The sequence below is a fragment of the Arthrobacter sp. BG3 genome, assembly GCF_056680185.1.
Map to the genome: position 1 here is coordinate 2,629,365 of NZ_CM155270.1, position 25,769 is coordinate 2,655,133.

The 25,769-nt window shown below is 67.0% G+C and carries 23 protein-coding genes and 1 pseudogene; 14 read left to right on the plus strand and 10 right to left on the minus strand.

From position 1 onward, the window contains the following. The first annotated feature begins 11 nt into the window (after positions 1 to 11). From AC1MFL_RS11740 to AC1MFL_RS11770, 7 genes are all read left to right on the plus strand, one after another. Complete coding sequence (locus AC1MFL_RS11740) at positions 12 to 2,273, plus strand: hypothetical protein (RefSeq protein WP_479809929.1); 2,262 nt, start codon at positions 12 to 14, stop codon at positions 2,271 to 2,273. Between the two features lie 40 nt (positions 2,274 to 2,313). Next, complete coding sequence (locus tag AC1MFL_RS11745; RefSeq protein ID WP_479809930.1) at positions 2,314 to 3,093, plus strand: glycoside hydrolase family 16 protein; 780 nt, start codon at positions 2,314 to 2,316, stop codon at positions 3,091 to 3,093. 128 nt (positions 3,094 to 3,221) lie between these two features. Next, on the plus strand, positions 3,222 to 4,583 hold the full coding sequence (locus AC1MFL_RS11750) for a hypothetical protein (protein ID WP_479809931.1): 1,362 nt from the start codon (positions 3,222 to 3,224) through the stop codon (positions 4,581 to 4,583). Further along, positions 4,580 to 5,587, plus strand: coding sequence for an aminoglycoside phosphotransferase family protein (locus tag AC1MFL_RS11755; RefSeq protein ID WP_479809933.1), 1,008 nt, complete (start codon positions 4,580 to 4,582; stop codon positions 5,585 to 5,587). The genes AC1MFL_RS11750 and AC1MFL_RS11755 overlap by 4 nt, the downstream gene beginning before the upstream one ends. A gap of 107 nt (positions 5,588 to 5,694) precedes the next feature. Continuing rightward, positions 5,695 to 6,861, plus strand: coding sequence for a cytochrome P450 (locus tag AC1MFL_RS11760; protein ID WP_479809935.1), 1,167 nt, complete (start codon positions 5,695 to 5,697; stop codon positions 6,859 to 6,861). A gap of 56 nt (positions 6,862 to 6,917) precedes the next feature. After that, positions 6,918 to 8,606: a long-chain-fatty-acid--CoA ligase gene (locus AC1MFL_RS11765; protein ID WP_479809937.1), complete on the plus strand. Its 1,689-nt coding sequence runs from the start codon at positions 6,918 to 6,920 to the stop codon at positions 8,604 to 8,606. A gap of 296 nt (positions 8,607 to 8,902) precedes the next feature. Further along, positions 8,903 to 10,771, plus strand: coding sequence for a hypothetical protein (locus AC1MFL_RS11770; protein WP_479809939.1), 1,869 nt, complete (start codon positions 8,903 to 8,905; stop codon positions 10,769 to 10,771). A gap of 63 nt (positions 10,772 to 10,834) precedes the next feature. Here the strand turns inward: AC1MFL_RS11770 and AC1MFL_RS11775 are convergent, their stop codons facing one another. Together AC1MFL_RS11775 and AC1MFL_RS11780 are read right to left on the minus strand one after the other, a co-directional pair. Further along, entirely contained in the window at positions 10,835 to 12,286 is a 1,452-nt protein-coding gene (locus tag AC1MFL_RS11775; RefSeq protein WP_479809941.1) for a lipopolysaccharide biosynthesis protein, read from the minus strand. Then, a complete protein-coding gene (locus tag AC1MFL_RS11780) occupies positions 12,283 to 13,452 on the minus strand; it encodes a glycosyltransferase (protein ID WP_479809943.1) in 1,170 nt (389 codons plus the stop codon). Before AC1MFL_RS11780 ends, AC1MFL_RS11775 begins: the two co-directional genes overlap by 4 nt. Before the next feature lie 100 nt (positions 13,453 to 13,552). Between AC1MFL_RS11780 and AC1MFL_RS11785 the strand changes: the two genes are divergently transcribed. After that, a protein-coding gene (locus AC1MFL_RS11785) for an IS5 family transposase (RefSeq protein WP_479809945.1) occupies positions 13,553 to 14,435 on the plus strand; the annotation gives its coding sequence in 2 pieces (ribosomal slippage) (positions 13,553 to 13,917 and positions 13,916 to 14,435; 885 coding nt in all). 106 nt (positions 14,436 to 14,541) lie between these two features. On the opposite strand, the gene AC1MFL_RS11790 is transcribed toward AC1MFL_RS11785, so the two are convergent. The 5 genes and pseudogenes from AC1MFL_RS11790 to AC1MFL_RS11810 form a co-directional block, all read right to left on the minus strand. Beyond that, the gene (locus AC1MFL_RS11790) at positions 14,542 to 15,183 is read right to left on the minus strand and encodes an NADPH-dependent F420 reductase (RefSeq protein ID WP_479809947.1); all 642 of its coding nucleotides are present in this window, start codon (positions 15,181 to 15,183) and stop codon (positions 14,542 to 14,544) included. Between the two features lie 44 nt (positions 15,184 to 15,227). Then, a pseudogene (locus tag AC1MFL_RS11795) lies at positions 15,228 to 17,109 on the minus strand (Na+/H+ antiporter). 139 nt (positions 17,110 to 17,248) lie between these two features. Beyond that, complete coding sequence (locus AC1MFL_RS11800; RefSeq protein WP_479809949.1) at positions 17,249 to 18,682, minus strand: S8 family peptidase; 1,434 nt, start codon at positions 18,680 to 18,682, stop codon at positions 17,249 to 17,251. 182 nt (positions 18,683 to 18,864) lie between these two features. Next, complete coding sequence (locus AC1MFL_RS11805; RefSeq protein ID WP_479809951.1) at positions 18,865 to 19,182, minus strand: DUF6221 family protein; 318 nt, start codon at positions 19,180 to 19,182, stop codon at positions 18,865 to 18,867. 64 nt (positions 19,183 to 19,246) lie between these two features. Next, positions 19,247 to 19,471, minus strand: coding sequence for a hypothetical protein (locus AC1MFL_RS11810; RefSeq protein ID WP_479809953.1), 225 nt, complete (start codon positions 19,469 to 19,471; stop codon positions 19,247 to 19,249). A 208-nt stretch (positions 19,472 to 19,679) separates the two neighbouring features. Here AC1MFL_RS11810 and AC1MFL_RS11815 point away from each other — a divergent pair, with 208 nt between their 5' ends. After that, positions 19,680 to 20,429, plus strand: coding sequence for a GAF and ANTAR domain-containing protein (locus tag AC1MFL_RS11815; RefSeq protein ID WP_479809955.1), 750 nt, complete (start codon positions 19,680 to 19,682; stop codon positions 20,427 to 20,429). Positions 20,430 to 20,488: 59 nt separating this feature from the next. Here AC1MFL_RS11815 and AC1MFL_RS11820 read toward each other — a convergent pair whose 3' ends face one another. Further along, positions 20,489 to 21,223 carry a GAF and ANTAR domain-containing protein gene (locus AC1MFL_RS11820; RefSeq protein WP_479809956.1) on the minus strand — a complete coding sequence of 245 codons (735 nt, stop codon included), beginning with the start codon at positions 21,221 to 21,223 and terminating at the stop codon, positions 20,489 to 20,491. A 122-nt stretch (positions 21,224 to 21,345) separates the two neighbouring features. Between AC1MFL_RS11820 and AC1MFL_RS11825 the strand changes: the two genes are divergently transcribed. Beyond that, positions 21,346 to 22,023 (plus strand): LLM class flavin-dependent oxidoreductase, encoded by a 678-nt coding sequence (locus AC1MFL_RS11825; protein ID WP_479809958.1) that lies wholly within the window; start codon positions 21,346 to 21,348, stop codon positions 22,021 to 22,023. Between the two features lie 95 nt (positions 22,024 to 22,118). Here the strand turns inward: AC1MFL_RS11825 and AC1MFL_RS11830 are convergent, their stop codons facing one another. Next, positions 22,119 to 23,093, minus strand: a complete 975-nt coding sequence (locus tag AC1MFL_RS11830) for a CapA family protein (RefSeq protein WP_479809959.1) — start codon at positions 23,091 to 23,093, stop codon at positions 22,119 to 22,121. A 66-nt stretch (positions 23,094 to 23,159) separates the two neighbouring features. Continuing rightward, positions 23,160 to 23,411 carry a DUF2630 family protein gene (locus AC1MFL_RS11835; protein ID WP_226759016.1) on the minus strand — a complete coding sequence of 84 codons (252 nt, stop codon included), beginning with the start codon at positions 23,409 to 23,411 and terminating at the stop codon, positions 23,160 to 23,162. Positions 23,412 to 23,666: 255 nt separating this feature from the next. On the opposite strand from AC1MFL_RS11835, the gene AC1MFL_RS11840 reads away from it, so the two are divergent. From AC1MFL_RS11840 to AC1MFL_RS11855, 4 genes are all read left to right on the plus strand, one after another. Continuing rightward, a complete protein-coding gene (locus AC1MFL_RS11840) occupies positions 23,667 to 24,233 on the plus strand; it encodes a type 1 glutamine amidotransferase domain-containing protein (RefSeq protein WP_479809961.1) in 567 nt (188 codons plus the stop codon). A gap of 318 nt (positions 24,234 to 24,551) precedes the next feature. After that, positions 24,552 to 24,971, plus strand: coding sequence for a VOC family protein (locus tag AC1MFL_RS11845; protein WP_479809963.1), 420 nt, complete (start codon positions 24,552 to 24,554; stop codon positions 24,969 to 24,971). Positions 24,972 to 25,046: 75 nt separating this feature from the next. After that, on the plus strand, positions 25,047 to 25,403 hold the full coding sequence (locus tag AC1MFL_RS11850; protein ID WP_479809965.1) for a cytoplasmic protein: 357 nt from the start codon (positions 25,047 to 25,049) through the stop codon (positions 25,401 to 25,403). Between the two features lie 127 nt (positions 25,404 to 25,530). Next, positions 25,531 to 25,740, plus strand: coding sequence for a hypothetical protein (locus AC1MFL_RS11855; RefSeq protein ID WP_479809966.1), 210 nt, complete (start codon positions 25,531 to 25,533; stop codon positions 25,738 to 25,740). The last annotated feature ends 29 nt before the right edge of the window (positions 25,741 to 25,769 follow it).

A 25,769-nucleotide genomic window follows, 5' to 3' on the forward strand; every position in this document is an offset into this window, starting at 1 on the left:
GTATCAGCGACATGAGTCTCTTACTCCACGACGAAACACCTACCCCCGAGTCCCCGAAACGTTCGGTGTCGGCGCTGAGGGCCGACCGGCCCTGGGACTTTGGGCTGGCGGCGGCCGGCGTCCTGCTCGCCGTCCTTATTCTCTTTGATCTGGGCGGTCCGGTGCTCGCGCCGGTCACCCTTCTGGGCTGTCTCGTGCTGCCCGGATGGGCTCTGGTACGGCGGCTTCCCGACGCCGATCCGGCCGCACGCTTGGTATGGACAGTGGTGCTGAGTGCGGCCATCTACTCCGTTCCGGCGGTCATCATGGTGTGGACCCACCTGTGGCATCCCCGGCCAGTGGCGGCCGCCATCCTGGTGGCGGCGTCGGCTTTGATCGCCGTCCTTCCCCCTGGGGTTGGAACGGGCCGGCATTCAGTGCACGGGCAGCCGGCCCGCAGCCGAGCGATTGACTGGCGCTCTGCGCGGACCCTGGAGGCGTTCCGGGGCAGGGGTCCGTCCACGTACGTGCCGTGGGCCGTCCTCGGCTTCGCGATGGTGCTGTGGGGCGTGGCCCTGGCACTGACGGGCGAAGACCTCGTCGGCAACAGGGGGCTGCTGACAACGTTTCCGCTGATCTGGTACGTCGCCGTCGCCGCCGTGGTGGCGCTGTGCATCTGGGCGGTCGCGGCACGAAAGATGGCGTCCAACGGCTTCCTGGCGGCCGCCACGACCGGGCTCGTTGCCATGCTCTATGCCTCGGCGGCCATGGTTGTCAGTGTCCCCCGGCTGCCCTGGTCCTACAAGCACATCGCGGTGACGAACTACATCGGGGCCACGGGCCAGGTGGATCCATCGATCGACATCTACAACCGGTGGCCGGGTTTCTTCTCGGTCAGCGCCTTCATGGGCGAAGTTGTCGGCTACCACAACGCTGTGGACTACGCGGCTCTGGCGGAGTTCGGTTTCGCCATGCTGGACGTCGTGATTGTCCTCGCGATCGCGAGGACCCTCACTTCCAACCCGCGGATCTTCTGGACCGCGACCCTGGTCTTTACCCTCACCAACTGGGTAAACCAGAACTACTACTCACCCCAGGCCTTTTCCTACACCCTCTACCTGACGATGTGCCTCATCGCACTGACTTTCCTCCGCGGCACTCCGGTCCGCATCGCCACCGTGGTGGAGGGCCGGCTGCAGAGGCTGCAGGGGCGGTTCAAGCGGGGGCTGCCTGCGGCCCCGCAGACTGAAGCTGCCCGCCTGGGCCGTGACATGGTCCTGCCGGCGTCGCTGACGATTCTCCTGCTGCAGGCAGTGACGGTTGTGAGCCATCAGCTGACGCCGTACATGGCCATCCTGTCGCTGTTCCCGCTCTTCGTCTTCGGCTACTTCAGGCCCAAGTGGATCGGTCCGGTGCTGGCGCTTATGGCGTTCGCGTACCTGCTGCCCAACCTCGACTTTGTGTCCAATAAATACGGGCTGTTCACTGGCTTCGACTTCTTCAAGAACGCAAGCTACACGCTGCCCGAGGCCAGCCGACTCGATGACGCTTCCCGTTGGCTGTCCCGCACTCCGGATGCCCTCTCGTTCCTCATCGGGCTGCTCGGGATGGCCGGCTTCGTCCGCAACTTGTTCCGAGGCAACGTCCGGCAAACGGTGATCGTCGCGTGGCTGGCGGTAGCGCCAATGTTCTGGCTCCTGGGTCAGTCCTACGGCGGGGAGGCCAAGTTCCGCATCTTCCTCTTTGCCCTCCCGTGGCTGGCGGTCGGGGCGGCCTGGCTGTTCTGGTCGGGCCCCGTGCGGACCCGGAAAGCTGTGCTGGGCGCCACCGCCTCACTGACGATCATGGCCATGCTGTTCACGATTGTGTACTTCCAGCAGGAGGCGAAATTCCGGGTGCCCAAGGAGGACGTGGTGGCTGCGCAATGGCTCGACGCACGTGTCGGGGCGCGGGACGTGATTTTTGAGACCAATGCTTTCTTCCCGCTCCTGATCGGGCCGAACTACCCCAGCTACCTGGAATGGGGAAGGGTCACCTCGCTGACCAAGTTCATCCAGAAATCCAACGGACACGTGAAGCCGGAGGATGTGGCGCGTTATGCAAACAACAACTGGAAACCTGAGCGCATCTTCGTCGTTTTCTCTGACTCACAGCTTGCACAAGCGATCAAAGACAAACTATTCGATGCCAACCTGCTCCCCGCTCTTGAACGGGAGTTAGCTGTAGGGGACAAAGCCGATCATGTATTTGACAATGGAGCCGTCCGAATCTACCAAATCAAAAAAACCGGTTAGTTTGGGCAGGGGAGGCGGGACCTTCGTCAGGGTTGTGGCGATGGTCGCGGCCACCTCCCTGCTGATCGCCGTGGTCTGGTTCTTTTCGCGGGGCTCCTCGACGACCGATATGCCGGTGGGAGACCTCCCGGGCTGGAAGCAAACCGGTGCCCAGGACTTCACGACCCCGGCCCATCCGGGCCAGGTGGGTGAGGTCTATGGCCCGGACATGCGTGGTTATCACGATTTCGCGGACACCTCCGGAGTGGGGCGCTACTCGCCGGATTCCGTGCTCTCCGTGAAGGACGGGAAACTCGACTACTACCTGCACACGAACAACGGCACACCGCGGGTGGCGAGCATTGTCCCCTTCGGCTACGCCGGCCAGACCTATGGCCGCTACTCCATCCGGTTCCGCTCCGACACCCTGCCAGGCTACAAAATTGCCTTTATGCTCTGGCCCTCGAGCGATGACTGGCTTGAGGGCGAGATCGACTGGCCGGAAGGCGAACTGACCGGGAAAATGTATGGCGTCTCAGCCATCAAGGATTCGCCCCTCAAAGGACCGGCCCGGTTCGACCCTTCCACGAAGTACTACTCGCGGACCGACGCGACCGACTGGCATGTGGCGACGACGGAATGGACGCCCGGCAAAGTGAAGTGGTTTTGGGACGGGGAGTTCGTGGGCAAGACCTCAATCCCCGAAGGGGTTCCCAACACCAACATGAGGCTGACCCTGCAGGCGGAGACCAAGGACGGAGCGGACTCGTCATCACCCAGGCCTGAAACTTCCGGACATCTGGAAATCGACTGGGTCGTGCAGTATGCCTACGCGCCCTAGCTGCAGGCCTCCCGCGCAGCACCGGGAGGCAGGCGAAGGCCACAGCCAGCAGAAACCGACGTTGTTTGGGGGACTTCCCCGGCAGGATCCGCCAGGCACCATTTCCATTGTTACAGGGGGAGAAACACATGGAAGTCCCTATTAGTAACCAGACCGATCCCGGGGAATGGAGCGGCGAGCAGCCGGAGATCCACCCGACGATCGCGATGGCGTTCCGGGCCCTCGATGGGTCCGGACTCCCGTGGGTGCTGCTGCGCGGCGAAGATGACCTGGTCCGCCCACGCGGCGATGTGGATATCCTCGTGGGAGACGGCCAGAGCCAGCGCGTGGACGCGCTGCTGGCCGGCGTGGGATTCCGGCGGGTCCTGGCCCGCGGGCACGGAAGTCATCGGTTCTACTTCAACTACGACGCCGTGGAAGACCTGTGGCTCAAACTGGACATCGTCTCGGAGATCTCCTTCGGACCGTTTCAACAGTGGCACACCGCCCTGGCCGCCGGGTGCCTGAAACGGCGCATCCGCAACGGGTTGCTTTGGCTCCCCGCAACAACGGAGCAGGCATGGCTCCAGCTCCTCCACACCATGCTGGACAAAGGCGGGGCGGTCCGGCCTAAACGGATGGAAACCGTCCGGGTCGCCGGCGCGCTCGCATCGACCGACGACGACATCGCGGCGTACGTCGACCGGCAAATGGGCCCCGGCACCGCTGCGGAACTGCTGAAGCTTGTGCGGTCCGCCAGCTTTGACGATTTTCGTGAACCTGCCCAGCGCATGGCATCCGCCCTGACCCGGAACGCACCCCTGCGCACGCGCTTGACCGTGTTGCGAAACAGGGTGCTCCGGCTGCTCAGTCCCACCTTCCCTGGTCGCTTCAGTCGCGGGCTTGTGGTTGGTGTGATGGGTCCGGAGGGTGCAGACAAGACGACGCTGCTGCACCGGCTCGGGGAGAACTATCCCATTCCCAGCCGCTACGTGTCCCTGGGTGCGAAGGGGCCTGGACGCTGGGACAGCTGGATCACCAGGATTCCGGGCGGGCGACGCGGCCTGACCCTGATCAGGCAGCTCCGGGGCGCGTTGGCCGCAAAATACCATTGCCTTCGGGGCCGCGTGGTTGTTGTGGACCGGCCGGCCTATGACACCCCGATCGCGGGGCCAGCCGGGACCACGGCCGGAAGCCGGACCGAAACCGCTCTGGCGTCGGCGCTGATGCCCGACCCCGACGTGCTGCTCGTGCTCGACGTCCCTGGCGGGATCATCTTCCCTGGCAACGGCAGGCACCCGGCTGAGGCCTTCGAAAAGCGGCGTAAGGCCCATCTGGAAAAGGCGAAGCGGCGCCCGCAGACGTGGGTGCTTGATGCTGCCCAGCCCCAGCCGCTCCTGCAGCGGGCTGCCACCGGGATTGTCTGGGCACAGCTGGCGGGATCTTCCCCCGACGCGGCCGCATCCGCCCAGCCCGATTCGCGGTCGCCGGAACCCGGGGAGCAGCCGTGAACTTCATCGACTCAGTACTTCGCCAGCACTACGAAGAGTGGGGCCTCGCGGCATTCGGGGTGGGCCCGCAGTGGGACACCGTCATGATTACGCCGCAATTCACCACCTCCCGGCACGTGGTGGGGCTGGTGTTCGCGGCTGGAACCCGCCATCCCGCCCTTGTGGTCAAGGTACCGCGGTGCCCGGGCGATAACGAAGGCGTCCACCGGGAGGCGGAAATGCTGCGTGAGCTCACCGACCTCAGTGACGGGCGCGTGGACGGGATCCCCCACACTGTTGCCACCCTGGAGATGGGGGAACACACCGTCCTGGTGGAGACCGCCCTGACCGGAGCTCCGCTGGACCCGCAACGGGTCGCCGGGGATCTCGCCGGGGCGGTCGCCCTTGGCATGGACTTTGTAGCCGCCCTGCCCTGCACCCGGCCGGGACAGGACAACGGGGACTGGTACGGGCGGACGGTCGAGCGCCCGCTGGAGGCCCTCGCCGCACTGCTGCCGGGGGACGCCGAAGTGTCCGCGCTGGTCCGCCGGACCCACGAACTGCTAAGGCCGCTGCGGGACAGCACGCTGCCGGCCGTGTTCGAACACGCTGACTTGAGCCACCCGAACCTCCTGGTGCAGGCCGGCGGCGGGCTTCAGGTGATGGACTGGGAACGGTCGTCGCTCTATGGAGTGCCGGCACACGACCTCGTCTTCTACCTCCAGTACCTTGGTGAATCGTCCGAGATGGCGTTTTCCCGGGTCGCCCAGCTGGCAGCCTTCGACAAAGCCTTCGGGCCCGGCGGGTGGGCCCTTGCGCCGCTGCGCGAGCATCTGGTGTTCAGGGGCATTGATCCGGGGCTGCTCCCGTTGCTGGTCATTGCGACCTGGGCGCGCTCGGCCGCCACGCTGGCCTTCCGGCTTGCTTCCGAGGAGTTACCGGCGCCGGGGTCGGCGCAGCTGCGTGCGGCAATCCTGGACGACCGCGATTTCTGGCTCTGGCGGCATGTCGTCACGAGCTACTGACGTGGAGGGCTGGCTTGGATAAAATCAGGGTCCCACGGTCCAATAATCCGACGCCCCGACGGATCGGCCAGGCCGATACCGCGCCGGGCTGAGCAGAGAGGCCAGTCATGGAATTCGCCCCGGCCAACGAGTATCTGTTGGATCCTTTTCCCCATTACGAGAGAATGCGGGAAGGCGCACCCGTCTTTCACGACGAGCAATCGGGGAGCTGGCATGTCTTCCGGTATAACGACGTGCAGCGGGTGCTGTCCGAACATGCGAGTTTTTCCTCACGGATGCGCGGCGAGGATCCCTCCGAGACAGGTCACCTGTTCGCTTCGAGCCTGATCACCACCGACCCTCCGCGGCACCGGCAACTGCGCTCGCTGGTGACCCAGGCGTTCACCCCGAAAGCTGTCGATGCGCTCGCTCCCCGCATTTCAAATCTCACGGAAGAGCTTCTGGAGGGGATCGCAGCCCTCGGAACCGCAGACCTGATCCAGGCGTTGGCGTATCCGCTGCCGGTCATTGTGATCTCCGAACTCATGGGCATCCACGCCGAGGACCGCGACCGCTTCAAGCAGTGGTCCGATGTCATCGTGAGCCAGACGCGGACCAGTGCGACGAATGAGGACCACCAGGCCGCCAACGCGGAGATGACCGGGTACTTCCTGGACCTGATCGAACAGCGGCGGACCCGGCCCGGCACCGATTTGATCAGCAACCTGCTCGCCGCCGAAATTGACGGGCAGAAACTGAGCGTGGCCGAACTGCTGGGTTTCTGCGCCTTGCTGCTCGTCGCCGGCAACGAAACGACCACCAACCTGATAGGCAACGCAGTCCTTTGCTTTACAGAAGTGCCCGGCACCATGGAGCGGTTACTGAAGGAGCCGTCGCTGCTTCCGCAGGCCATCGAGGAAGTGCTCCGCTTCCGGTCACCCGTCCAGTCCATGTACCGGGTGACGGTGGCCGATACCACCCTGGGCGACGTTCACATTCCGGCCGGCGCCCCGGTGGTGGCCTGGATCGGATCCGCAAACCGCGACGAGCGGCAATTCCAGCGGGCCGCCCGGTTCGATATCGACCGGGACCAGATCCGGCATCTGGCGTTCGGCCACGGCATCCACTTCTGCCTTGGGGCACCGCTTGCACGGCTTGAGGCAAGGGTTGCGCTGGAAGGCATCCTGTCCCGGCTGCCCGGACTGACCCTGGACCCGGGATCGCGCCTTGAGCGGATGGAGAGCACCATCGTCTACGGGCTGAAGTCGCTCCCGGTCCGCTGGCAGGCAGCCTGATCGCAAGGCTGGCCTCCGATTCGCCGACGGAACGCGGTTCACGGCAAGATGTGGGCATGGAGAACACGGATCAGCAGCCCTGGGTGAAAAACTACCAGCCGGGCGTCCCGGCTGAAATCGAATTGCCCACCGAGTCGCTCGTCGCCATGCTGGAACGGTCCGTGGCTGAGGCTGGAAGTGCCCCCGCGCTGGAGTTCTTCGGCAGACGCACCAGCTACACCGAGCTCGGCGAACAGGTCGACAGGGCCGCCGAGGGCCTGCGCCGGCTGGGTGTCCGCGCCGGTGACAGGGTGGCCCTGATCCTGCCGAACTGCCCGCAGCACGTCGTCGCCTTTTACGCGGTGCTGCGCCTTGGCGCCGTCGTCGTCGAACACAACCCGCTGTACACCTCCCGGGAGCTGCGCCACCAGTTCGAGGACCACCAGGCCCGCGTCGTCATCACCTGGGACAAGGCCGCGGCGGCCATCCATGACTTCCCGGCCGACATCGAGATCGACCATGTGGTTTCCGTGAACCTCCTCGAGGCGTTTCCCGCCGTCAAACGCCTTGCGCTGAACCTGCCCGTCAAGAAACTGCGGGAGTCCCGTGCGGCGCTGACCGGCCCTGCGCCGGGAACCATCCCGTGGAAGCAGCTCCTCAGCCACGGCAACATCGATCCGGAACATCCCCGCCCCTCGGTGGAGGACCTCGCCGCGATCCAGTACACTTCGGGGACCACCGGCCGTCCCAAGGGCGCCATGCTCACCCACTTCAACCTGTACTCCAACGCCCTGCAGGGTGAGGCCTGGATGCAGGGGGCCGAGTACCGCAAGGAAGTCTTCTACGCGATCCTGCCGATGTTCCATGCCTTCGGCATGACGCTCTATCTCACCTACGGCATCCGCAAGCAGGGCCTGCTGGTGCTCTTCCCCAAGTTTGACCCGGACCTGGTGCTGGATGCCATGAAGAAGTCGCCGGCCACGGTCTACTGCGCGGTCCCGCCGATCTACGAGCGCACCGCCATGGCCGCCAAGGAGAAGGGCATCTCGCTCCGGTCCTGCAAGTACTGCATTTCCGGGGCCATGAACCTGCCGGATCATGTGGTGGAGCTGTGGGAATCCGTTTCCGGAGGGCTGCTCGTGGAGGGCTACGGCATGACCGAGTCCTCCCCGGTCGCGCTGGGCAACCCCTTCCACCCCACGCGCCGGAACGGCACCATTGGCGTGCCGTTCCCCTCGACCACGATGAAGGTTGTCGACCTGCACGATCCCACGGCCGAGGTGGCGCCGGGCGAGCCGGGGGAGCTGCTGCTGAAAGGCCCGCAGGTATTCCAAGGCTATTGGAACAACCCGGAGGAAACAGCCAAGACCCTCACCGCCGACGGCTGGCTGCGGACCGGCGATGTGGTGACCGTGGATGAGGACGGTTTCACCACGATCGTCGACCGGGCCAAGGAGCTCATCATCACCGGCGGCTTCAACGTCTCACCCACCGAAGTGGAGTCCGTGCTGCGCCTGCACCCGGACATCAAGGACGCCGCCGTCGTCGGCAAACCACTCGAGCGGGGAGGGGAGATGGTGGTCGCCGCCGTCGAGCTTGAACCTGGCGCCACGCTGGACGAGGACGCCCTCCGCGGTCACTGCCGCGAGCACCTCGCCGGGTACAAGGTCCCCAAGCGGATCGTTGCCATCCCTGACATGCCGCGTTCGATGCTCGGCAAGATCCTGCGCAAGCAGGTGCGCGAAAGAGTGCTGCCGATGCTCTGACCGGCCAGGGCTGGCATGGCGGGTGGGTACTCGTGGAAACAATGTCCTGCTCAAGTAGATCCTGATGGCCGGGGCCAGAAGCCGCTACTGGTGACACCCGGCGGTGCAGACCGTAGGCTTCAGCTACCACGGCTGTCTAGTCGCTGGTCTCTGGTGATTGAAGCAGTTGATGGCGGTGGCGAGCAGTTCCTCGCGGCAGCTAACTGGTAACCCGGCCAAGGAGGTCTCACGCCCATGGTCCCATCGCTTCGCAGCGACGCCCGGACGCCGCCGGGATACGCCCGACGGCGGCGCCCATGACTGCGGACCCGCCCACCGGCCGGCCGGACGTGCACCCGACGGTGGCCAGGGCCTTCCACGCCCTTGACGGAACGGGTCTTCCCTGGGTCCTGCTCCGCGGCGAGGACGACCTCGCCGCACCCTCCGGCGACGTGGACATCCTGGTGGCACCCGAGATGCTGCCCGGCCTGGACGGGCTGATGAACGGGATCGGGCTGTGCCGGGTGCGCGCCGCCGGACACGGAAGCCACCGCTTCTACTTCGGCTACGCGGAGTCCGGTGAGCTGTGGCTGAAATTGGACATTGTCACCGACATCTCCTTCGGGCCCTTCCAGCAGTGGCGGACACCCTTGGCTCCGGGCTGCCTTGAGCGGCGCGTCCGGAACAGCGGGTTGTGGATGCCGGCCCCGTCCGACCAGGCCTGGCTGCAGCTGCTCCATCTGGCGCTGGACAAAGGTGAGATCCAGCCGCAGCGGAAGGAAACCGCCCAGGCAGCCGCCGCCGTCGCGTCGCCGGGGGACCGCATCGCCCAGTACCTGGATCAGCGGGGCGGGGCAGGTGCCGCCACGCAACTGCTGGAACTGGTGCGGTCCGGCAGATTCGACGATGCGCCCGCGCTGGCTGCCCGGCTGAGGTCCGGCTGGACCGCCGCAGCGCCCCTGCGCACCCAGGCACTCGCCCTGACGAACCGTGCGCTGCGCCAGCTCAGCCCGAGGCTCCCGGGCCGGGGCCTGGTGGTGGGGGTCATGGCCCCTGACGGCGCCGGCAAGACCACGCTGCTCCACGGCCTGCGCGCCGAGTTCCCGATCCCCACCGCTTACGTCTATATGGGACTGTGGGGTGCGGGTCCCTGGGACGCCTGGCTCCCCCGGGTCCCCGGGGGACGAACGACGAAGAAGATGTTTCGGGTCCTTAAAGGCGGCATGGCCGCCCGGTACCACCGGTTCCGCGGACGCGTGGTGCTGATGGACCGGGTCGCCTACGACGCCCTGCTGCCGGGCGCGGTGGACAGTAAGGCGAAAACCGGCCTGTCCAACGCCCTGGCTGTGCGGTTGGCCGCGGCTCCTGACCTCCTGCTGATCCTGGACGTCCCCGGTGAGGTGATGTTCACCAGGAAGGGCGAACACACGGCGGAAATTCTGGAGAAATGGCGGCAGTCCTATCTCCAGCTGGCCGACAGGCTGCCGGGATCCCGCATTCTCGACGCCGGACAGCCCCAGCACCTGGTCCAGCAGCTGGCCACGAAAACGGTGTGGGGCAGCATGTGCCCCGGGGCGCCGGATAACCCCGAGGCTGCCCCGGGCGACGCCGAAGCCCTCTCGCTGCACCTGTGGCGGCTGCTCGACTGGCGCTTCCTGCTGCCGGTGTTGCAGCCACGCAGCGTGGGGTACGGCGGCGCGGTGGGCCCGGACCTAATGGCGGCGCTGCATCTGCTGGACCCCGGCGCCGTCCGCATCCAGTCGCCACCCGGCGGCACGCCGGCCGCTTCATGTGAAGTGGTGCTGCTCAGGGAGCCTGGGCTGCCGCTTTTCGAGGAGGCCGCGGCGGCGGTCCAGCCCGGCGGGTGGATCTGCGCCCAGGTGAAACGGTCGTTCCTCCGGCGCTCCGGCCCGCGAACGCTGGCCGGGTGGAAGCGCACGTTTGAGCGGCACGGATTCGAGGACGTCAGCGTCTACTGGCACGCGACGAGCCTGGACAGCCCGGGACGCCTGGTGCCGACGGCGTCGACCACCGCGGTCCTGGACACCCTGTCGCTGCACAAGGGAGTCCGCTTCGGGTTAGCCAAGGCCGTTATGGCACGGTTGGCCCTGATGGTCCGCTTGTTCGACGTGGCGGTCCCGGAGGGAACCGTGACGGGCCGCCGGCCGGAGAACGGGGAGCGCTGAGTCTGAGGCTGTTCCGGCTGTTCCGAGTCTTCCGACTATTCGGGCTATTCCGACTGTTCGAGTTCAGCGGCGCCGGACGAGCTGAACCAGCTCATCGTGAAGGGGCCGAAAGCCGAAGCGAATAATCGCGTAGACCACGGCAACGGCCGTGGGAACAACCAGGACCAGCGTGGTCACCCCGCCCAGGACCGGCGCCGCCAGGACGCCAAGTCCCGCGACCGCCACGGCCGCCCCGCAGACCAGCCCGGGCGCCACGGCGCGGAGCAGTTCGCGGGCCCGCAGCTCGATGACATTGGCGGCCACGAGCTGCATGCCGACGGCGAAGACCACAGCGACGACGAACTGTGCGCAGGCGACGCCCACGATGCCCCACTGGGTGGCGTACAGCAGGACCGGCAGCAGGATGACCAGCCGCACCAGCGATACCCAGATCGAGAGACCCGGACGGCCGATGGCCTTGTACACGTCGTTGGCACCAGCGCCCAGGGAACGGGCCGCGGCGTAGAGGGCCAGGAAGACCAGCGGCACCACGGCCTCCATCCACTTCTCGCCGAAGACCAGCGGCACCACAATGGGGGCCACGACCGCCAGACCCACCCCGGTGGTCACACCGTACAGGGACTGGATCCGCACGCTGGTCAGGTAGCCGGACCGGAGCCGTTCCGGCTCGCCGCGCACCTGGGCGTAGAGGGGAAAGAGTACCGTCGACAGCACAAAGAAGACGTTGAGGATCAGCACCTCCGGCAGTCGGAAGGCCAGCGTGTAGAAGCCCAGCGCATGCGCCCCGAGCAGCAGGCCGATGATGAGGTAGTCGATGTCGAAGATCAGCCGGGCCAGGATGCTGCTGCCGGCGACCGGGGCGCCGTATTTCACATTGGCTTGGAGGGCGTCCCTGCGCACACGCCAGATCTGCCACGGTGCACGCCGGCCAACCAGGAACCAGCACGTCGCTGCGTAGGCGACGGAACCGGCAGCCGTTCCTACCGCCAGCGACATGGCCCCGTGGCCCGAAAATGCCAGGGCAAGGGTCACGGTGCCCATCGTGGCGGCACGGATAACGGGAGCCGCCGTGAGCTTCTTGAATTGCAGGTCCCGGCGCAGCAGGGCCTCGGGGACGGCGCCGAGCGAGGTGGCCAGCACGGAGATCCCCAGGACCTGGACGAGCGGTTCGACGTCGGGGAGGTTGAAGATCTGCGCAATCAGGGGCCCGGCAAGGAAGGCGCCCAGGCCCAGGAGTGAGCCGAGCACCACGGAGATCAGCAGCGCGGATCTCGCAATGACACCGGTGCGTGGCAGGTATACCAGCGCCTGGGCCACTCCGGCGTCGGCAATGGTCTCGGCGTAGCCCATCAGGACCAGCGCCAGAGCCACCAGGCCGTACTCCTCGGGGGAAAGCAGCCGGGCCAGCACGATGGTGGTCGCCAGGACAATGATTTTCCCGCCGGCGAAGGCCAGCCCCTGCCAGATGGCCCCCCGGACGCCGGTCCGGGCCAGTTCCCCGGGAGCGTAGGTCATGCCGGCGAGCTTCCGAGCGGCAGACCGGCGGTGCCCGGATGGATCGCGCTGCGCAGCTCCTCCAGATACTCCTGCGTGACTGTCTGCCAGCTCCGGACGGCTTCGGCGCCGCGCCCTGCAGGGACCGTCCGGGTCCCCGCAAGCCGGTCCACGACGTGCTGGGCGAACCTCCCGGTGTCCTGTTCGACGGCCAGCAGGGGATGCGGATCCTGTTCGCGGGCGGCGACCGGAGTGGCAACCACGGCCAGGCCGGCGGCCAGCGCCTCGCGCACCGAGTTCCGGATCCCGACGCCGTGTTCGTCGGGAAAGGCTGCCACGTCGGCGGACTGGAACACGTCGAGGACCGACGGCACATTGGCCAGAACGTCTACCCGGGGGCCGGCCAGGGCAAGGACCTCGGGCCCGGGGCGACGCCCGGCGATGACAAACCGGGCGTCCGGTACCTGCTCCCACACCAGGGGGGCGATCGTGCTGATCAGGACTTTCGCGCTGTCGATGTTGGGCCCGTAGTTCAGGCTGCCGACGAAGCAGACCACCGGGCCGTCCTGCCTTTCGGGGTCCCGGAACGCCTGCTCGGCTCCGTTCGGGATGCTCCGTACCGGCCGCCCCAGGCGTTGAGACCATTCGAGGGCGTCCTTCGCCCCCACGGTGAGGAGCCGGGCCCGTGCCGGCAGCCGGTGCTCGGCCCGGAGTGTCCGGCGCTCCCTGAGCCGGTAGGCCGGCCGCAGGAGACGCGGCGCAATGGCAGTGTCCATCCCGGCCCGGATCGACCAGGGGTCCACTGTCTGCAACACAACCGGTCCCCGCACATGCCGGGCAAGGAAGAGCGCGTGCGGGCCGTGGATGAGGGTGGCATCGCTGCGGGCTGACAGCCTGGCCGCCGTCGAGATGGCTTCCGCAGTGGCCCGTTCGTGCTTCCCCACCCCGTCCAGCCCGGCAAAGGACCGCACGAGCGCCGCCTTGCGGCTCCGGGGGGTCAGGACCTGCGCCGCTTCGCACCGGCTATGGACCTCATCCGGCAGCCCGACCGGGCCCGAGTAGGTCAGCAGGGTCACTGCCACGTCGGCCGGCAGATTCCGCAGAATCTCATAAGGAATCATCGAGCTGCCGTCACCGAACACGGGGTCCCGATTGGGCGCACTTTCTGTGATGTACAGAAGCCTCATTGCATGAGTGTACTGGACCGCGCAAGCGCCTCGCCGGGGACCGAACGGCCTAGGGCGTGTCTCCCAAATAGGCTGACCGCTGGCTGGAAAACTTGGGGACGTGTCTCGTTTCCAAGTTTTTACCGATGATCAGTGGGCCCGAGTTGAGCCGTTGCTGCCCAGTTCCGATGGCCAGCGAGGGCGCCCGTTCCGGAACCACCGCCAGGTCGTGGAGGGCATTGCATACCGGTATCGGTGCGGGATCGCTTGGCGGGACCTGCCGGAGCAGTTTGGTCCGTGGCAGACGGTGTGGAAGCGCCACCGCCGTTTCGCCGCAGACGGGATCTGGGACCGGATCCACTCCATGCTGCTGAGCGAGGCCGACGCCGCCGGGGAGATCGACTGGACCGTGTCGGTGGACTCCACGATCAACCGCGCCCACCAACACGGAACCAACCTTCCCCGCAACACAGGGGGACGAACCGAATTACAAGAAACTCTGGGCAGAGCCTGACGACCACGCCGTGGGGCGTTCCCGGGGCGGGCTGAGCACCAAGATCCACCACGCCTGCGACGGGAAAGGCAGGCCCCTGGCGTTCATCATCGGGCCGGGCCAGGGCTCTGACTCACGGATGTTCCCGCACGTCATCGACGCCATCAATGTCCCGCGCGCCGGAACGGGCCGGCCGCGGACCCGCCCTGACGTGGTGATGGGTGACAAGGCCTACTCCTCCAGGGCCAACCGTTCGCTCCTTCGGGCCCGGAAGATCAAGGCCGTCATTCCCGAACCCAGAGACCAGATCGCGAACCGAAAACGCAAAGGCACCCGTGGCGGTCGGCCGGTGGACTTCGACAGCGAGGCCTACAAAGGCCGGTCCGTCGTCGAGCAGTCCTTCAACATTTTCAAGCAATGGCGCAGCATCGCCACCCGATACGACAAGCTCGCCATCACCTACCGCTCCGGAGTCGCCCTCCACGCAGTCCTGATCTGGCTACGCCAATAAGGAGACACGCCCTAGCCCGGGATCGGGCACCCGGACCCGTGCACCACCCCGAGCGGGACCGACCACGGCCCGGCACGCCGCCGTCAACCCCGGCGCCGCCGCGGTCCTAGATGGTGCGTGGCGCCCGGTCCAGGTTCTCCTTGAGCTCGGCCGCATCCTGCCGCACGACATAGGCCGGGCGGTCCCGTTCCACACGCCAGCTCTCCGACAGCGGCCCGATGTTGACCGTGTCGAAGCCGAACTCGTCATAGAGCCTGGTGACGAGTTCCGCAGCCTCCGGGAAGTCGCTGGCCGTGGCAAGCGCGCGGCGGTGTGGTGAGCCGGCGGGTGCCCCGTCGGTACTGATCTGCGTGGACATGATGTGGTTGAACGCCTTGGCCACCTTGGAGTCGGGCAGGTGTTCCTGCAGAAGTTCCGAGGTGGTGGTCTCGCCGTTGTCCAGGGCCGGGAAGCGGCCGTCCCGCTCCCAGTAATAGTTGTTCGTGTCGAGGACGATCTTGCCGGCCAGCGGCTCCACCGGGACGGCACCAATGCTCTTGAGCGGCACGGTGACGACGGCGAAGTCGCCCGCCGCTGCCGCCTCGGCCGCCGTCGCCGCCCGGGCACGCGGGCCCAGCTCCGCGACGAGCTCCGTGAGGGTTTCCGGCCCGCGGGAGTTGCTGATCACGACGTCGTACCCGAGCTGCACCGCCTTGCGCGCAAGCTGGCTGCCAATGTGTCCTGCACCGATGATTCCGATTGTTGTCATGTCCGGGCCAACACCGGGCCGGGCCGGGATATTTCGTGCCGCTGTCAGCCCAGAAGGTCGTCCTCGTAGCACCAGCGCCAGTCCTCGCCCGGTTCGATGCTCCGCATGACGGGATGGCCGGTCGCGGCGAAATGCTTGGAGGCATGGGTTCCAGGCGACGAATCGCAGCACCCCACGGTGCCGCAGGCCAGGCACATTCTGAGGTGGACCGGCGTCGTACCTTCCCGGACGCATTCCGCGCAAAACGGGTCATCTGGAACCCCGGGAACCCCGGGACCCCGCGCGGACTCCAGGTGCGCGCAGACCCCGCCCGGCTGGGCAGCACCCTCGCCGCCGCCGCTGGACGTGTCCAGGTCCTCGACTGCCGCGTCCAGCATCGATTCCTCAACGTCCAGCCGGTCCAGGACCGAGCTGAGGACCTCATGCGGGTACCCGCCGCCGCGCCGCAACTCCAGGACCTTGTCCCGTTCAGCGTCCAGCATCGCTAGCCGCAGGTGGGCGTAGCGCTGGCTCGGCGTTGCGGCCTCCGACGAAGGCCGGCCGAGGCGTTCCCAGGCCGCCAGCCCGCGTTCCTGGGTCCGCCGTTTGAGCATCGCCACGACCTCGGGCGGGTCGGCATCGGTCCGGAGTTCCTGCAGCCGCTCCAGACCCGCCGCCGTGGCCAGGTGCATCAGGGACGCCTGGTTCAGGGCATCCTCACGCTGGTCCGGTCCCTGCACCCGCAGCAGCCGGACCAGCGAGGGCAGGGTGAAGCCCTGCAGTGTCAGGGTTCCGCCGACCACCACCATGGCTGCCAGAATCAACACGGAACGGTGTTCCAGGTCCGCCGGCAGCACCAGTACCGCCGCGAGGGTGACCACACCGCGCATGCCGGCCCAGGAGACTATCGCAGCGTATTGCCACGGCGGTGCCGGGTCCTTCCGCCGAACGGCCGGAACCAGTCGCGGCAGGTAGGTCGCGGGGAACACCCAGACCGGCCGGACCAGCAGCACCGACAGCAGGATCACGGCACAGCCGGCCCAGATCCGGGATGCCCCGAGCGAGTCGCCCTGGACCCCCTCAATGATGGTCCTGACCTGGAGGCCGATCAGCAGGAAGACCGCATTCTCGAGCAGGAACTGCACCGTGTGCCAGTTGCTGCGCTGGCTCAGCCGCGCTGCGCCGTTCGGCATGGACGGCGCCTTTGTGCCCATCACCAGACCCGTAACGACGACGGCGAGGACCCCGGAGGCATGGATTGCCTCCGCCGGGAGGTAGGCGACAAAGGGTGCCATCAGGGAAATGGAGGTGTTGATTGCGACGTTCCGGATCCGCTTGCGCAGCTGTGTCAGGACGTAGGCCGCAGCCAGTCCCACCGCCAGCCCGCCGCCGGCCGCGAGGAGGAACCCGCCGGCCAGCCCGGCCGCTGAGACGGACCCCGCGATCGCGGCGATGGCAGCCCGGAGGCAGACCAGGGCGGTGGCGTCGTTGACCAGGGATTCGCCTTCGAGGATGGTGACGATCCTGCGGGGCATGCCCACCTTGCGCGCTATGGCCGTCGCCGCGACGGCGTCCGGCGGTGCCACGACGGCGCCGAGGGCCATCGCGGCAGCGAGGGGAATCTCGGGGAATAGCCACCAGACGACGAAGCCCACTGCGACGGTGCCAAAGATGACGTAGCCGACTGAAAGCAACCCGATGTCACGCCGGTTGGAGCCGAAATCGAACAAGGAGGTCTGCAGCGCCGCGGCGTAGAGCAGGGGCGGCAGCAACCCCACCAGGACCAGTTCGGGGTTCAACTCGATGTCCGGGATGAACGGCAGGAACGAACCGACGACGCCCGCCAGTACCAGGACCAGGGGCACGGACACATTGATCTTCCGGCCCAAAGCGGCTGCCCGCGCAGATTACCGACGTGAGGGCAAGCAATCCAAGGGCGACTTCCATGGGGCCATTCTGTCAGGGCCGGCCGGGTTGGGCGCCCGCAGACAATGCGGACAATGCGGACGTGCCAGGGGCCAACGTCCCTGGCACAGCCGTGTCCAGCGGCCGTGCCCCGTGCCCGGTCAGGTCGGGTCAGGTCAGGTCAGTACCACGCGATCTGGGCGAGGTAGCCGTAGTACTTTCCCTCGATCGGGCGCAGCGGGTCGCCCTCGAAGCCGAAACCCCGGTGTTTCTTGTTGTACGCGGCGGTGATGTCCAGGAACTGTGACATCACTGCCTTGCCCGAGCCTTCACAATCCCCGTCACTGATGCACCGCGCCACCGAGCCGGCGACGATGGGACTCGCGAAACTGGTTCCGTGGGCCACCGCATAGCCTCCGGGAGACGTGGAGGAGATGCAGACCCCCGGGGCGGCGACGGTGTGGGCCTTGTCCTTGGGTTCGGTGGCGTAATTGGAGAAGAACGCCGGCCGGTCGTCCAGCTGCCCGAGCTTGCTCCAGTCCTCGGTTCCGCAGACCGGGGCCGCGAGGCCGTCCGGCTTGCCGTCGAAGTCCGCCATCGCGGTCGCGGTCAGCACCTCGTCGTAGGTGGCCGGGACGAAGCCCGCGATGTCCTCCCCGGAGTTCCCGGCGGCCACGGCGTAGGCGACGCCGGCCTTGACCGAGCGGCAGATTGCATAGTGCATCGGATCTGTGCCCTTGCCGCAGTTGGCGGTGTCGGCGCCCGGGCCGCCGATGCTGATGTTGGCCACCTGGATGTCGTTGTCCGGGTCCTTGTCCTTGCGCGTTGCCGTCACCCAGTCGATGGCGCAGATCAGCATTTCCTCGGTGATCACATCGGCGTCATTGACCACGCGCACCGACCACAGCGGGGTTCCCGGCGCCGTGCCGACGACGCCCTGCTTGTTGTCCTTGGCGCCGATCACCCCGGCCACGAAAGTCCCGTGTCCGACCTTATCCGTGGGGGTCACCTCGACCGGCGAACCGGTGGAGCAGTCGATGCCGCCGCGCACATTGAGGTCCGGATGGGTGCCGTCGATCCCGCTGTCGATCACCGCCACGTTGACGTCGACAGCGTCCGATGCGTGCCCGCCAGCAGAGCTGGTGCCCCCGATCCTCTTCCACCAGTTCGGCGCCACCTGGGCGGTCGGCGAGGGGTCCTTTGGCTTCTGGAATTCCCTGGCCACGGTGACGAAGTCAACGCCCGGATCAGCAGCGAGTCGCGCCGCGACGGACGGCGTCATCGTGGCTGCGTAGCCGTTCATGGCATTGCGATAGACCGTCGAAACGGTAAGGCCATAGCTGCCCTGCTGGGCCGCGGCTTCGGTGCCGGCATCAACGGCGCTGTCCTTCAGCACCACGATGTAGTTCTGTTCCTGGTCGGCCGCGGATGCGGGGACTGCCGCGACGACGCCCGCGGCCACGGCCAGGCTGAACGCTGCCAGGATCCCGACGATGCCCCGGATCCGTGGCCTGCTTTTGGGCGGAGGCGCGGCCGTCCCGGGGTTCTGGCGCGGCCCGGCGGCTGCAAGCGCTGGTACCCGTGATGATCCCCGACGGCGGTCATGGCTGAACATAGTGGCCTCCCTTAAGCGTCTTCGCTGCTGAGCGCCCCCCGGTCATAGCTTAGGCCCGCGGATGCCCGTTGCACACGGACCTTTGGCATTACTTGGCGGGTATCATCGGACGGCAATCCGACGACGGCGGGACCCTGCCGCCGTCGGGCGCCCGGCCGGAGAGGCGCCGACCAGGAAACACGCTAGGCGCGGAGCCAGTCCTGCTCGAAGTCCGGGTGGTCGTAATAGGGCAGGGCCAGGGCGTTGAGCGATTGTTCCATCCATTCCAGCGACTGAGGGATCCAGCCCGCATCCTGCCCGGTCTCGCTGACCAGCGCCGCGAGCGCCGCCTGCCGGGCGGATTCGACGATCCGGATCAGGCGCCGTTTGGCCTCACATTCGAGCAGCAGGCGCTGTTCGTACCAGGCCCCCGATTTCGAGACGGTCCGGTCGCCGAGGAGGGTCCTGGCTACCGCCTCGTCCTCGCTGATCCGCTCGGACAGGAATTCGACAATGTCCACACGGCGAGCGTACGCGAGGTGCCCGGCCGGCAACCAGTCCCGGCTGCTGCAGCCCTGCCGGCGGTTAGTGTGCTGCCAGGTTTTCCGCGTCTTCGGGACCGACGAAGCGGCAGGATCCTTCATGCCGTTCGGGCACGTCGCAGGTCCGGCCGGTGGGCAGATGGACGTTGCCGCAGAGCCCTGTGATGGCCACGTCCTCGCGGACATGCACGCTGCTGAGGTCGGGACGGGCCTCGCTGCCCTCGTGGATCTGGGGGACGGCGGGGGCGTTGTGGTCTTGGCTGTTCATGTCTGCGTGGCTCCTTGGAGAGTCTGCTATGCAGCTGGGTTGCCAGTCTCGATTGAGTCCGATGCCCCAGTCTCACACGGCAACGCTAAAACGGGGTTACCTGGCGGTTAGATTTTTGCCCCAGTCACAGTGCCGGGAACCGCTCTCAGGGGTATATTTCGATGAGGAGCAGCATCGGGAATCAACGAGGCAAAAAGGGGGCGCCATAATGGTGCCAAATTCAGCTGAAGCCGGAGAACAGACGCGGGGTCCGCGGGACACCGCTCCGATCGGTGCCGACGCGCTGGCCGTTCGGCTGGGCGATATCGCCCGGGAGCTCCAGCAAGAGGAGGACCCCGAATCCATGATGGCCGGCATCGTGCACGCCGCGCTGGAGCTGGTGCCGCACGCTGCCGAGGCCTCGGTCAGCCTGATCACGGGCCGCCGGACGATCGAATCGCGTGCCGCTTCCAGCGACCTTCCGCGCCGGGTGGATGCCCTGCAAAGCGACACCGGACAGGGTCCCTGCATGGAGGCCTCCTACGATGAACGGATTGTCAGCGTTCCCGACCTCAGCACGGATGAGCGCTGGCCGGAGTTCTCGCGGCAGGCCTTCAAGCTCGGAGCGCGGAGCATGCTGTCCTTCCAGCTGTTTGTGAATGGTGACCACCTCGGAGCTTTGAATCTCTTCGGAAAGGAGGCGGGGGTCTTCGACGCCGAATCGGAGCGGATCGGGGCGCTGGTCGCTGCCCATGCCGCTGTCGCCGTCGCCGGCAGCCAGCAGATCAGCCAGCTCACCCTGGCCCTGGATACGCGGGACCTGATCGGGCAGGCCAAGGGCATCCTGATGGAGCGGTACAAGATCACCGCCCAGCAGGCGTTCCTGCTGCTCTCGCGGGCCAGTTCCGAGCTGAACCTCAAGCTCCGCGACGTCGCGGAACAACTGACCGTCAGCGGGGAAATGGCCAAGAAGCGCTGACGCCGGGCTGGATCGGGCTTCGGCCGCGCTGGTGTCTGGCCGAAGGCGCCGGCGGCGCGTCAGCCGATGGCAGGCAGGCGCGGGCCATCGGTGAGATCGGAGCAGACCCGGGACAGCGGCGACCCGTCGGTCCGGGCGCGACGCAGCAGTTCGAGGAAGGCCTGCTCGGCGGTCAACCCGTGGCGTTCCATCAGGATCCCGCAGGCACGGTTGGTGTTGTCCCGGCCGGCGAGTGCGCCTTTGAACGGCCCGCTCAGGTGCCGCGGCGTTTCCGGGCCCTGGACATGGGCCATCAGGGTGGCCGCCGGAACGGCGAACTTCTCAAGCAGTTGCCCGGTCGCGGCGGTAAACGCAGCCGGCAGGGCGGCGTAGATCTTCAGGGTCCCGATTGGTGTGCCGCTTGAGCCCAGCGGGGTGCTGACGAGGGAGCGGACCGGCAACTCAGCGACCGCCTGGCTCCAGAGCGGCCACCGGGCATCGGCAGCAGCATCGTGCACCAGGACGGTCCGTCCTGCCGTCCAGGCAGCGACACACGGGCCCTGCCCCAAATGGTGCTGGGCGGCGTCCGCCTGCTCCACGAGCCGTTCCGTCGCCGCAGTGCTGCTCCCGCGCCCCTGGGCGTCGAACAGTGAGATTCCGGCCCCGCACGATCCCGGGATGGCATCCCTGACAGCCTGCACCAGCAGCTGCAGCGCATGGTCCACCTTGTCCTCGGTCAGGAGCAGGTTTTTGATGCGCGCGAAAACGGCGGTCAGTTCATCGAGGGGGAGCGGGTTGAATGGCTGGTTGAGCACTTGCGGGCCTTATGGCGTGAGGGTAAAAGCTACCCTGCGAATGCCCCCTGCTTGAGCCGGGACGCCTCAAACGGCGGTCCGCTTAAAGCATAGCCCGGCGGGGCGCGCCGTGGTTAACGGCCGTGACGACGCCGCGACGCACCGCCGTCGTGGCCGGTGGCAAGCGGCCGGGCAGCCGGAATGAATTCCGATCCATCGGCGCGACTTCGCACTGTCCGCACCGGAAATCGTGTTGGCAGCCATCGGCCAGGGAGACCACGACGCTCCGGCTCAGCACTGCCGTCACGGTGCTCTCAACCCAGGACCCGGTGCGGCTTTTCGAGCAGTTCGCCACCCTGGACCTGATCTCCGACGGGCGCGCGGAGATCATCGCCGGCCGCGGCGCATTCATCGAGTCCTACCCGTTGTTCGGCCACGAACTGGAGGATTATGACGCCCTGTTCGAAGAGAAGCTGCAGCTGCTGCTGGAGCTGAGGAGCAACGCCGCAGTGACCTGGCAGGGGACCCTGACCCAGAACATTCCCGGCATGGACATCGCGCCGCGCCCGGTCCAGGCCAAGCTCCCCGTGTGGGTGGGGGTCGGCGGAACTCCAGCGAGCTTCGCGCGGGCCGGACGCCTGGGGCTTCCGCTGTTCGTCGCCCTGCTGTCCGGGCCGGCGCGGTTCCGCCGTCTCGTGGAGCTCTACCACCAGTCCGCCGCCGACGCAGGCCACGACCCCGCCTCCCTGGAGGTGGGTGCCGGCGGACATTTCTACGCGGCCCCGACATCGCAGCGGGCCCGCGACGCGTTCTACCCCTAACTACCGGGCCTACTTTGAACAGAACATGCCCCGCCCGGTGGACCACTTTCCCCGCTCCACCTTCGATGACGGCCCCGCCGGTGCCGGGCGGCAGCTCAGCCGGCCGCGAGCGGGATCTCCAGGAACCCGCCGGCGGCGTCCCAGCTGCCCGCGGTCCCGAGGTGCCGGCTTAGCCGCTGCATCCGTTCCGCGATCTGCCGGGAACTCCCGCCCGCCAGGCGGGCCTGGAAATCCGTGATCACGGTCGGATACAGCCGCAGGGACCGGGGTGTGCCCCCGTCCGTGTCGAGCAGGAAGATGAACGACTGGTCGTTGCGCTCCAGCGGATCCACCGCGTAGTCGTCCACGAAGTCCCCGGCGCTGTAGATGACGGGCCGGTCCCGGAAGACCTCGACGCCGCGGAAGATGTGCGGCGAGTGCCCGAAGACGACGTCGGCCCCCGCCTCGATGAGTGCCCGCGCCAGCTCACGGTGCTCGGACGGCACCCCGGAGCCCCAGTTCGGCCCCCAGTGGGCGGAGACGATCAGGAGCCCGACGCGGGCCTTCGTCCGCCCCACCAGGGCCAGCAGTTCCGCGACCCGGTGGTCGGGGCGCTCCACCGACACATAGAAGACGCCGGGTCCGCGGTCCGCTTCCCAGTCCGGCTGGTTGTCGGTGATGGCAATGAGCCCGACGGCGGTACCCGCCACGCGGCGCACCGCGGGGCGTTGGGCGGCATCCCGGCCCAATCCGGCACCGGCATGCAGGATGCCGGCCGAGTCGAGCACTGGCAGCATTTCCCGGAAGGCGCCGGCCCCGTAGTCCAGCACATGGTTGTTGGCCAGCGACACCATACCGATCCCCGCGGATCGGAGGCTCTCCACGTTCTTCGGGTCCGAACGGAAATGGAACACCTTCCCCGATTCGGGCTCCCCGCCGGCCGCCAGGACGCATTCCAGGTTGGCGACCGTGAGGTCGGCCCGGCGCAGCACGGAGTCCGTGTCTCCCCACGGGTAATCGGGGCCGACCCGCCTCAGCCGCTCGTTCACCAGACGGCCCAGCATGACGTCGCCCAACAACGCAATCAACATGGCACACCCGCCTGTCAGCGCTTCCCCATCAGGTTTCCGGTTCTTTAGCCGGGCCGCTCCGGGAGGTCAGGACTCGTAGTTTTCCACCTGCTTGACCGGGCGGGGCTCCGCCTCATCAGGGTTTTCGCCGTACTGCCTTTTCGCCCGCCGCTGCCGCAGGAGGTCCCAGCACTGGTCCAGATCCTCCTCGATGCGCTTCAGGCGGGCATGCTCCGGACCGTGTTCGTAGTCCGCCGACGAGGACGGGGCCTTCTCGCGGAGTGCCTGCTCCTCGTCCACCAGCGCTGAGATGCGTTCCAGGATGTGTTGTTCGTCCATCACGGCCTTCTTTCGGGTAGCAGTCCTTCCGCCAGAGTATCGAGGCCGCGATGCGCTGGCCAGAGGACTATCAGCCGGCGGAGTCAATGGGTTCAAGCGAAGTGCAGCATGCGGCACCCGGAGCCGGCATAATCAGCTTGCTTATTAGTTTGTTGCTTCCTAGAGTGAATCCTGTAAGGCATCAAACTCCCCCAGCGGAGGATCCCGGCCGGTGCAACGGCTGCGCGGACCTCCCGGGGCACCAGAGGAGGACGCATGTCAAAGCACAGCATTGCCGGTAAGAAAGTCGCCTTTCTGCTTACGGACGGCGTGGAGCAGGTGGAGCTGACCAGCCCCTGGAACGCCGTCAAGGAAGCCGGTGGCGAGCCCGCGCTGGTGGCGCCCAAGAGCGGGAAGCTCCAGGGCTACAACGGCACCGAAAAGGGGCAGACATTCGACGTCGACCTCACCGCCGCGGAGGCGAATGCTTCCGATTTCCATGCCCTGGTGATCCCCGGCGGCGTCGTCAACGCGGACCATCTGCGCGTCGATAAGGACGCCCAGGCCTTCACCCGCGCCTTCTTCGAGCAGCACAAGCCGGTGGCCTCGATCTGCCACGGACCCTGGCTGCTGATCGACGCCGGCGTCATCAACGGCCGCAACGTCACCTCGTACCACACGCTCCAGACCGACCTGAAGAACGCCGGGGCCAACTGGAGTGACCAGGAAGTCGTGGTCGACCAGGGGCTCGTAACCAGCCGGAACCCGCACGACCTCCCGGCCTTCAACGACAAACTTCTGGAGGAAATCGAAGAGGGCGAGCACGCCGGGCAGACGGCCTAGGCAGCAAAAGCGGCAGCAGCCCAGCCGCGTAAGCACAGCCCTGTAAGCACAGACCCGTAAGCACAGGCCCGTAAGCACAGACCCGTTAGGACGGGGACCGGCGGCGCAGGCCTCCGGTCCCCATCGTCTTGTGCGCCGGGCGCCTGCGAATCAGGACGCTGGCGCGAATCAGGACACTGCCGAAGCCGGACGCCGGCTGCAGCAGACACCTATCGGGAGCGGCTGATTTGGGGCAGGATATGCCCTGTAAAAGTGCGCCGGCCGCGGCCGCAACCTGGCACCCTCCGGCCGCGCCCCCAGCTGCAAGGAGTCCCGGACATGACCACGCTCAACCCGTACCTGAGCTTCCGCGACAACGCGAAGGAAGCCATGACTTTCTACCAGTCGGTCTTCGGCGGCCAACTGAACATGAGCACCTTCGGCGAGTATCAGGCCAGCGACGATCCCGCCGAGCAGGACAAGATCATGCACGCCATGCTGTCCACGGAAAAGGGCATGGTGCTGATGGGCGCCGACACGCCCAATGGGATGGACTACACGCCCGGCACCAGCATCTCCGTGTCCCTCAGCGGTTCCGACGAGGACGAACTGCGCGGCTACTTCGACAAGCTCGCCGACGGCGGAAAAGTGACCGTCCCGATGGAGAGGGCGCCATGGGGAGACATCTTTGGCATGTGCACCGACAAATTCGGGACCGACTGGCTCGTCAACGTCGGACCCGAACCCGGCGAGGCGTAGGGTCCGTCTGAGTTCCCGGGCCTCGCCGGGGCCGCACCTCTGGCAGGCGGCGGGATAGAGGCGTACGCTCGCGCCATGGGACAGGATCCGGTGGTGTCGAACCCCGCGTTGTACCGGGTAGTTTTCGAGAATGCGCGCGTCCGGGTGCTCGAATACCGCGACAGCCCGGGCGACAAGACCGTGGAGCATAACCACCCGGACAGCGTCATGATCACCCTGAGCTCGTTCCGCCGCCGGCTCTCGGGCCACGGGGAGGACATCGACGTCGACATTCCCGCCGGGACGGCCCGCTGGCTCGCCGCCCAGGACCATTCCGGCGAGAACATCGGCGACACCGAAACGCACACCATGTTCATTGAACTTAAGGAACCCGCGGCCGGGAAGAGCGCCGGCGCCGCGGGCCGCGCCCCGCTTGGTCCACAAGGCAGCTAGCTTCCTACCCGCTCACGCCGGCATGCCCAGGTCCGGCCGTATTCCCCTACCCTGCGGCCCCGGCTATCCTATATACGGCCGGGACACCGTATTTCGAGTCCACCCTTCCGGCCCAGAGAGGCGTGCCATGACCGAGAAGCTGCACCTCACCCCGGAGGATGAATTCCCCGAGGATCTCAGCAAGGTGGGGGACAAGGACCTGCAGGTCCTCGACAGCCAGGTCCAGCGGCAACTGGACCATGAGTATGTGGCCGACGGCGAACCGAATCCGGAGACCGAGTTCAGGCACTACGACCTTGACGAGGAGTTCAGCGAGCGGGACAGACGCGATGTCTGACGGGCGGAATTCTGTCAGTATGCTTACTG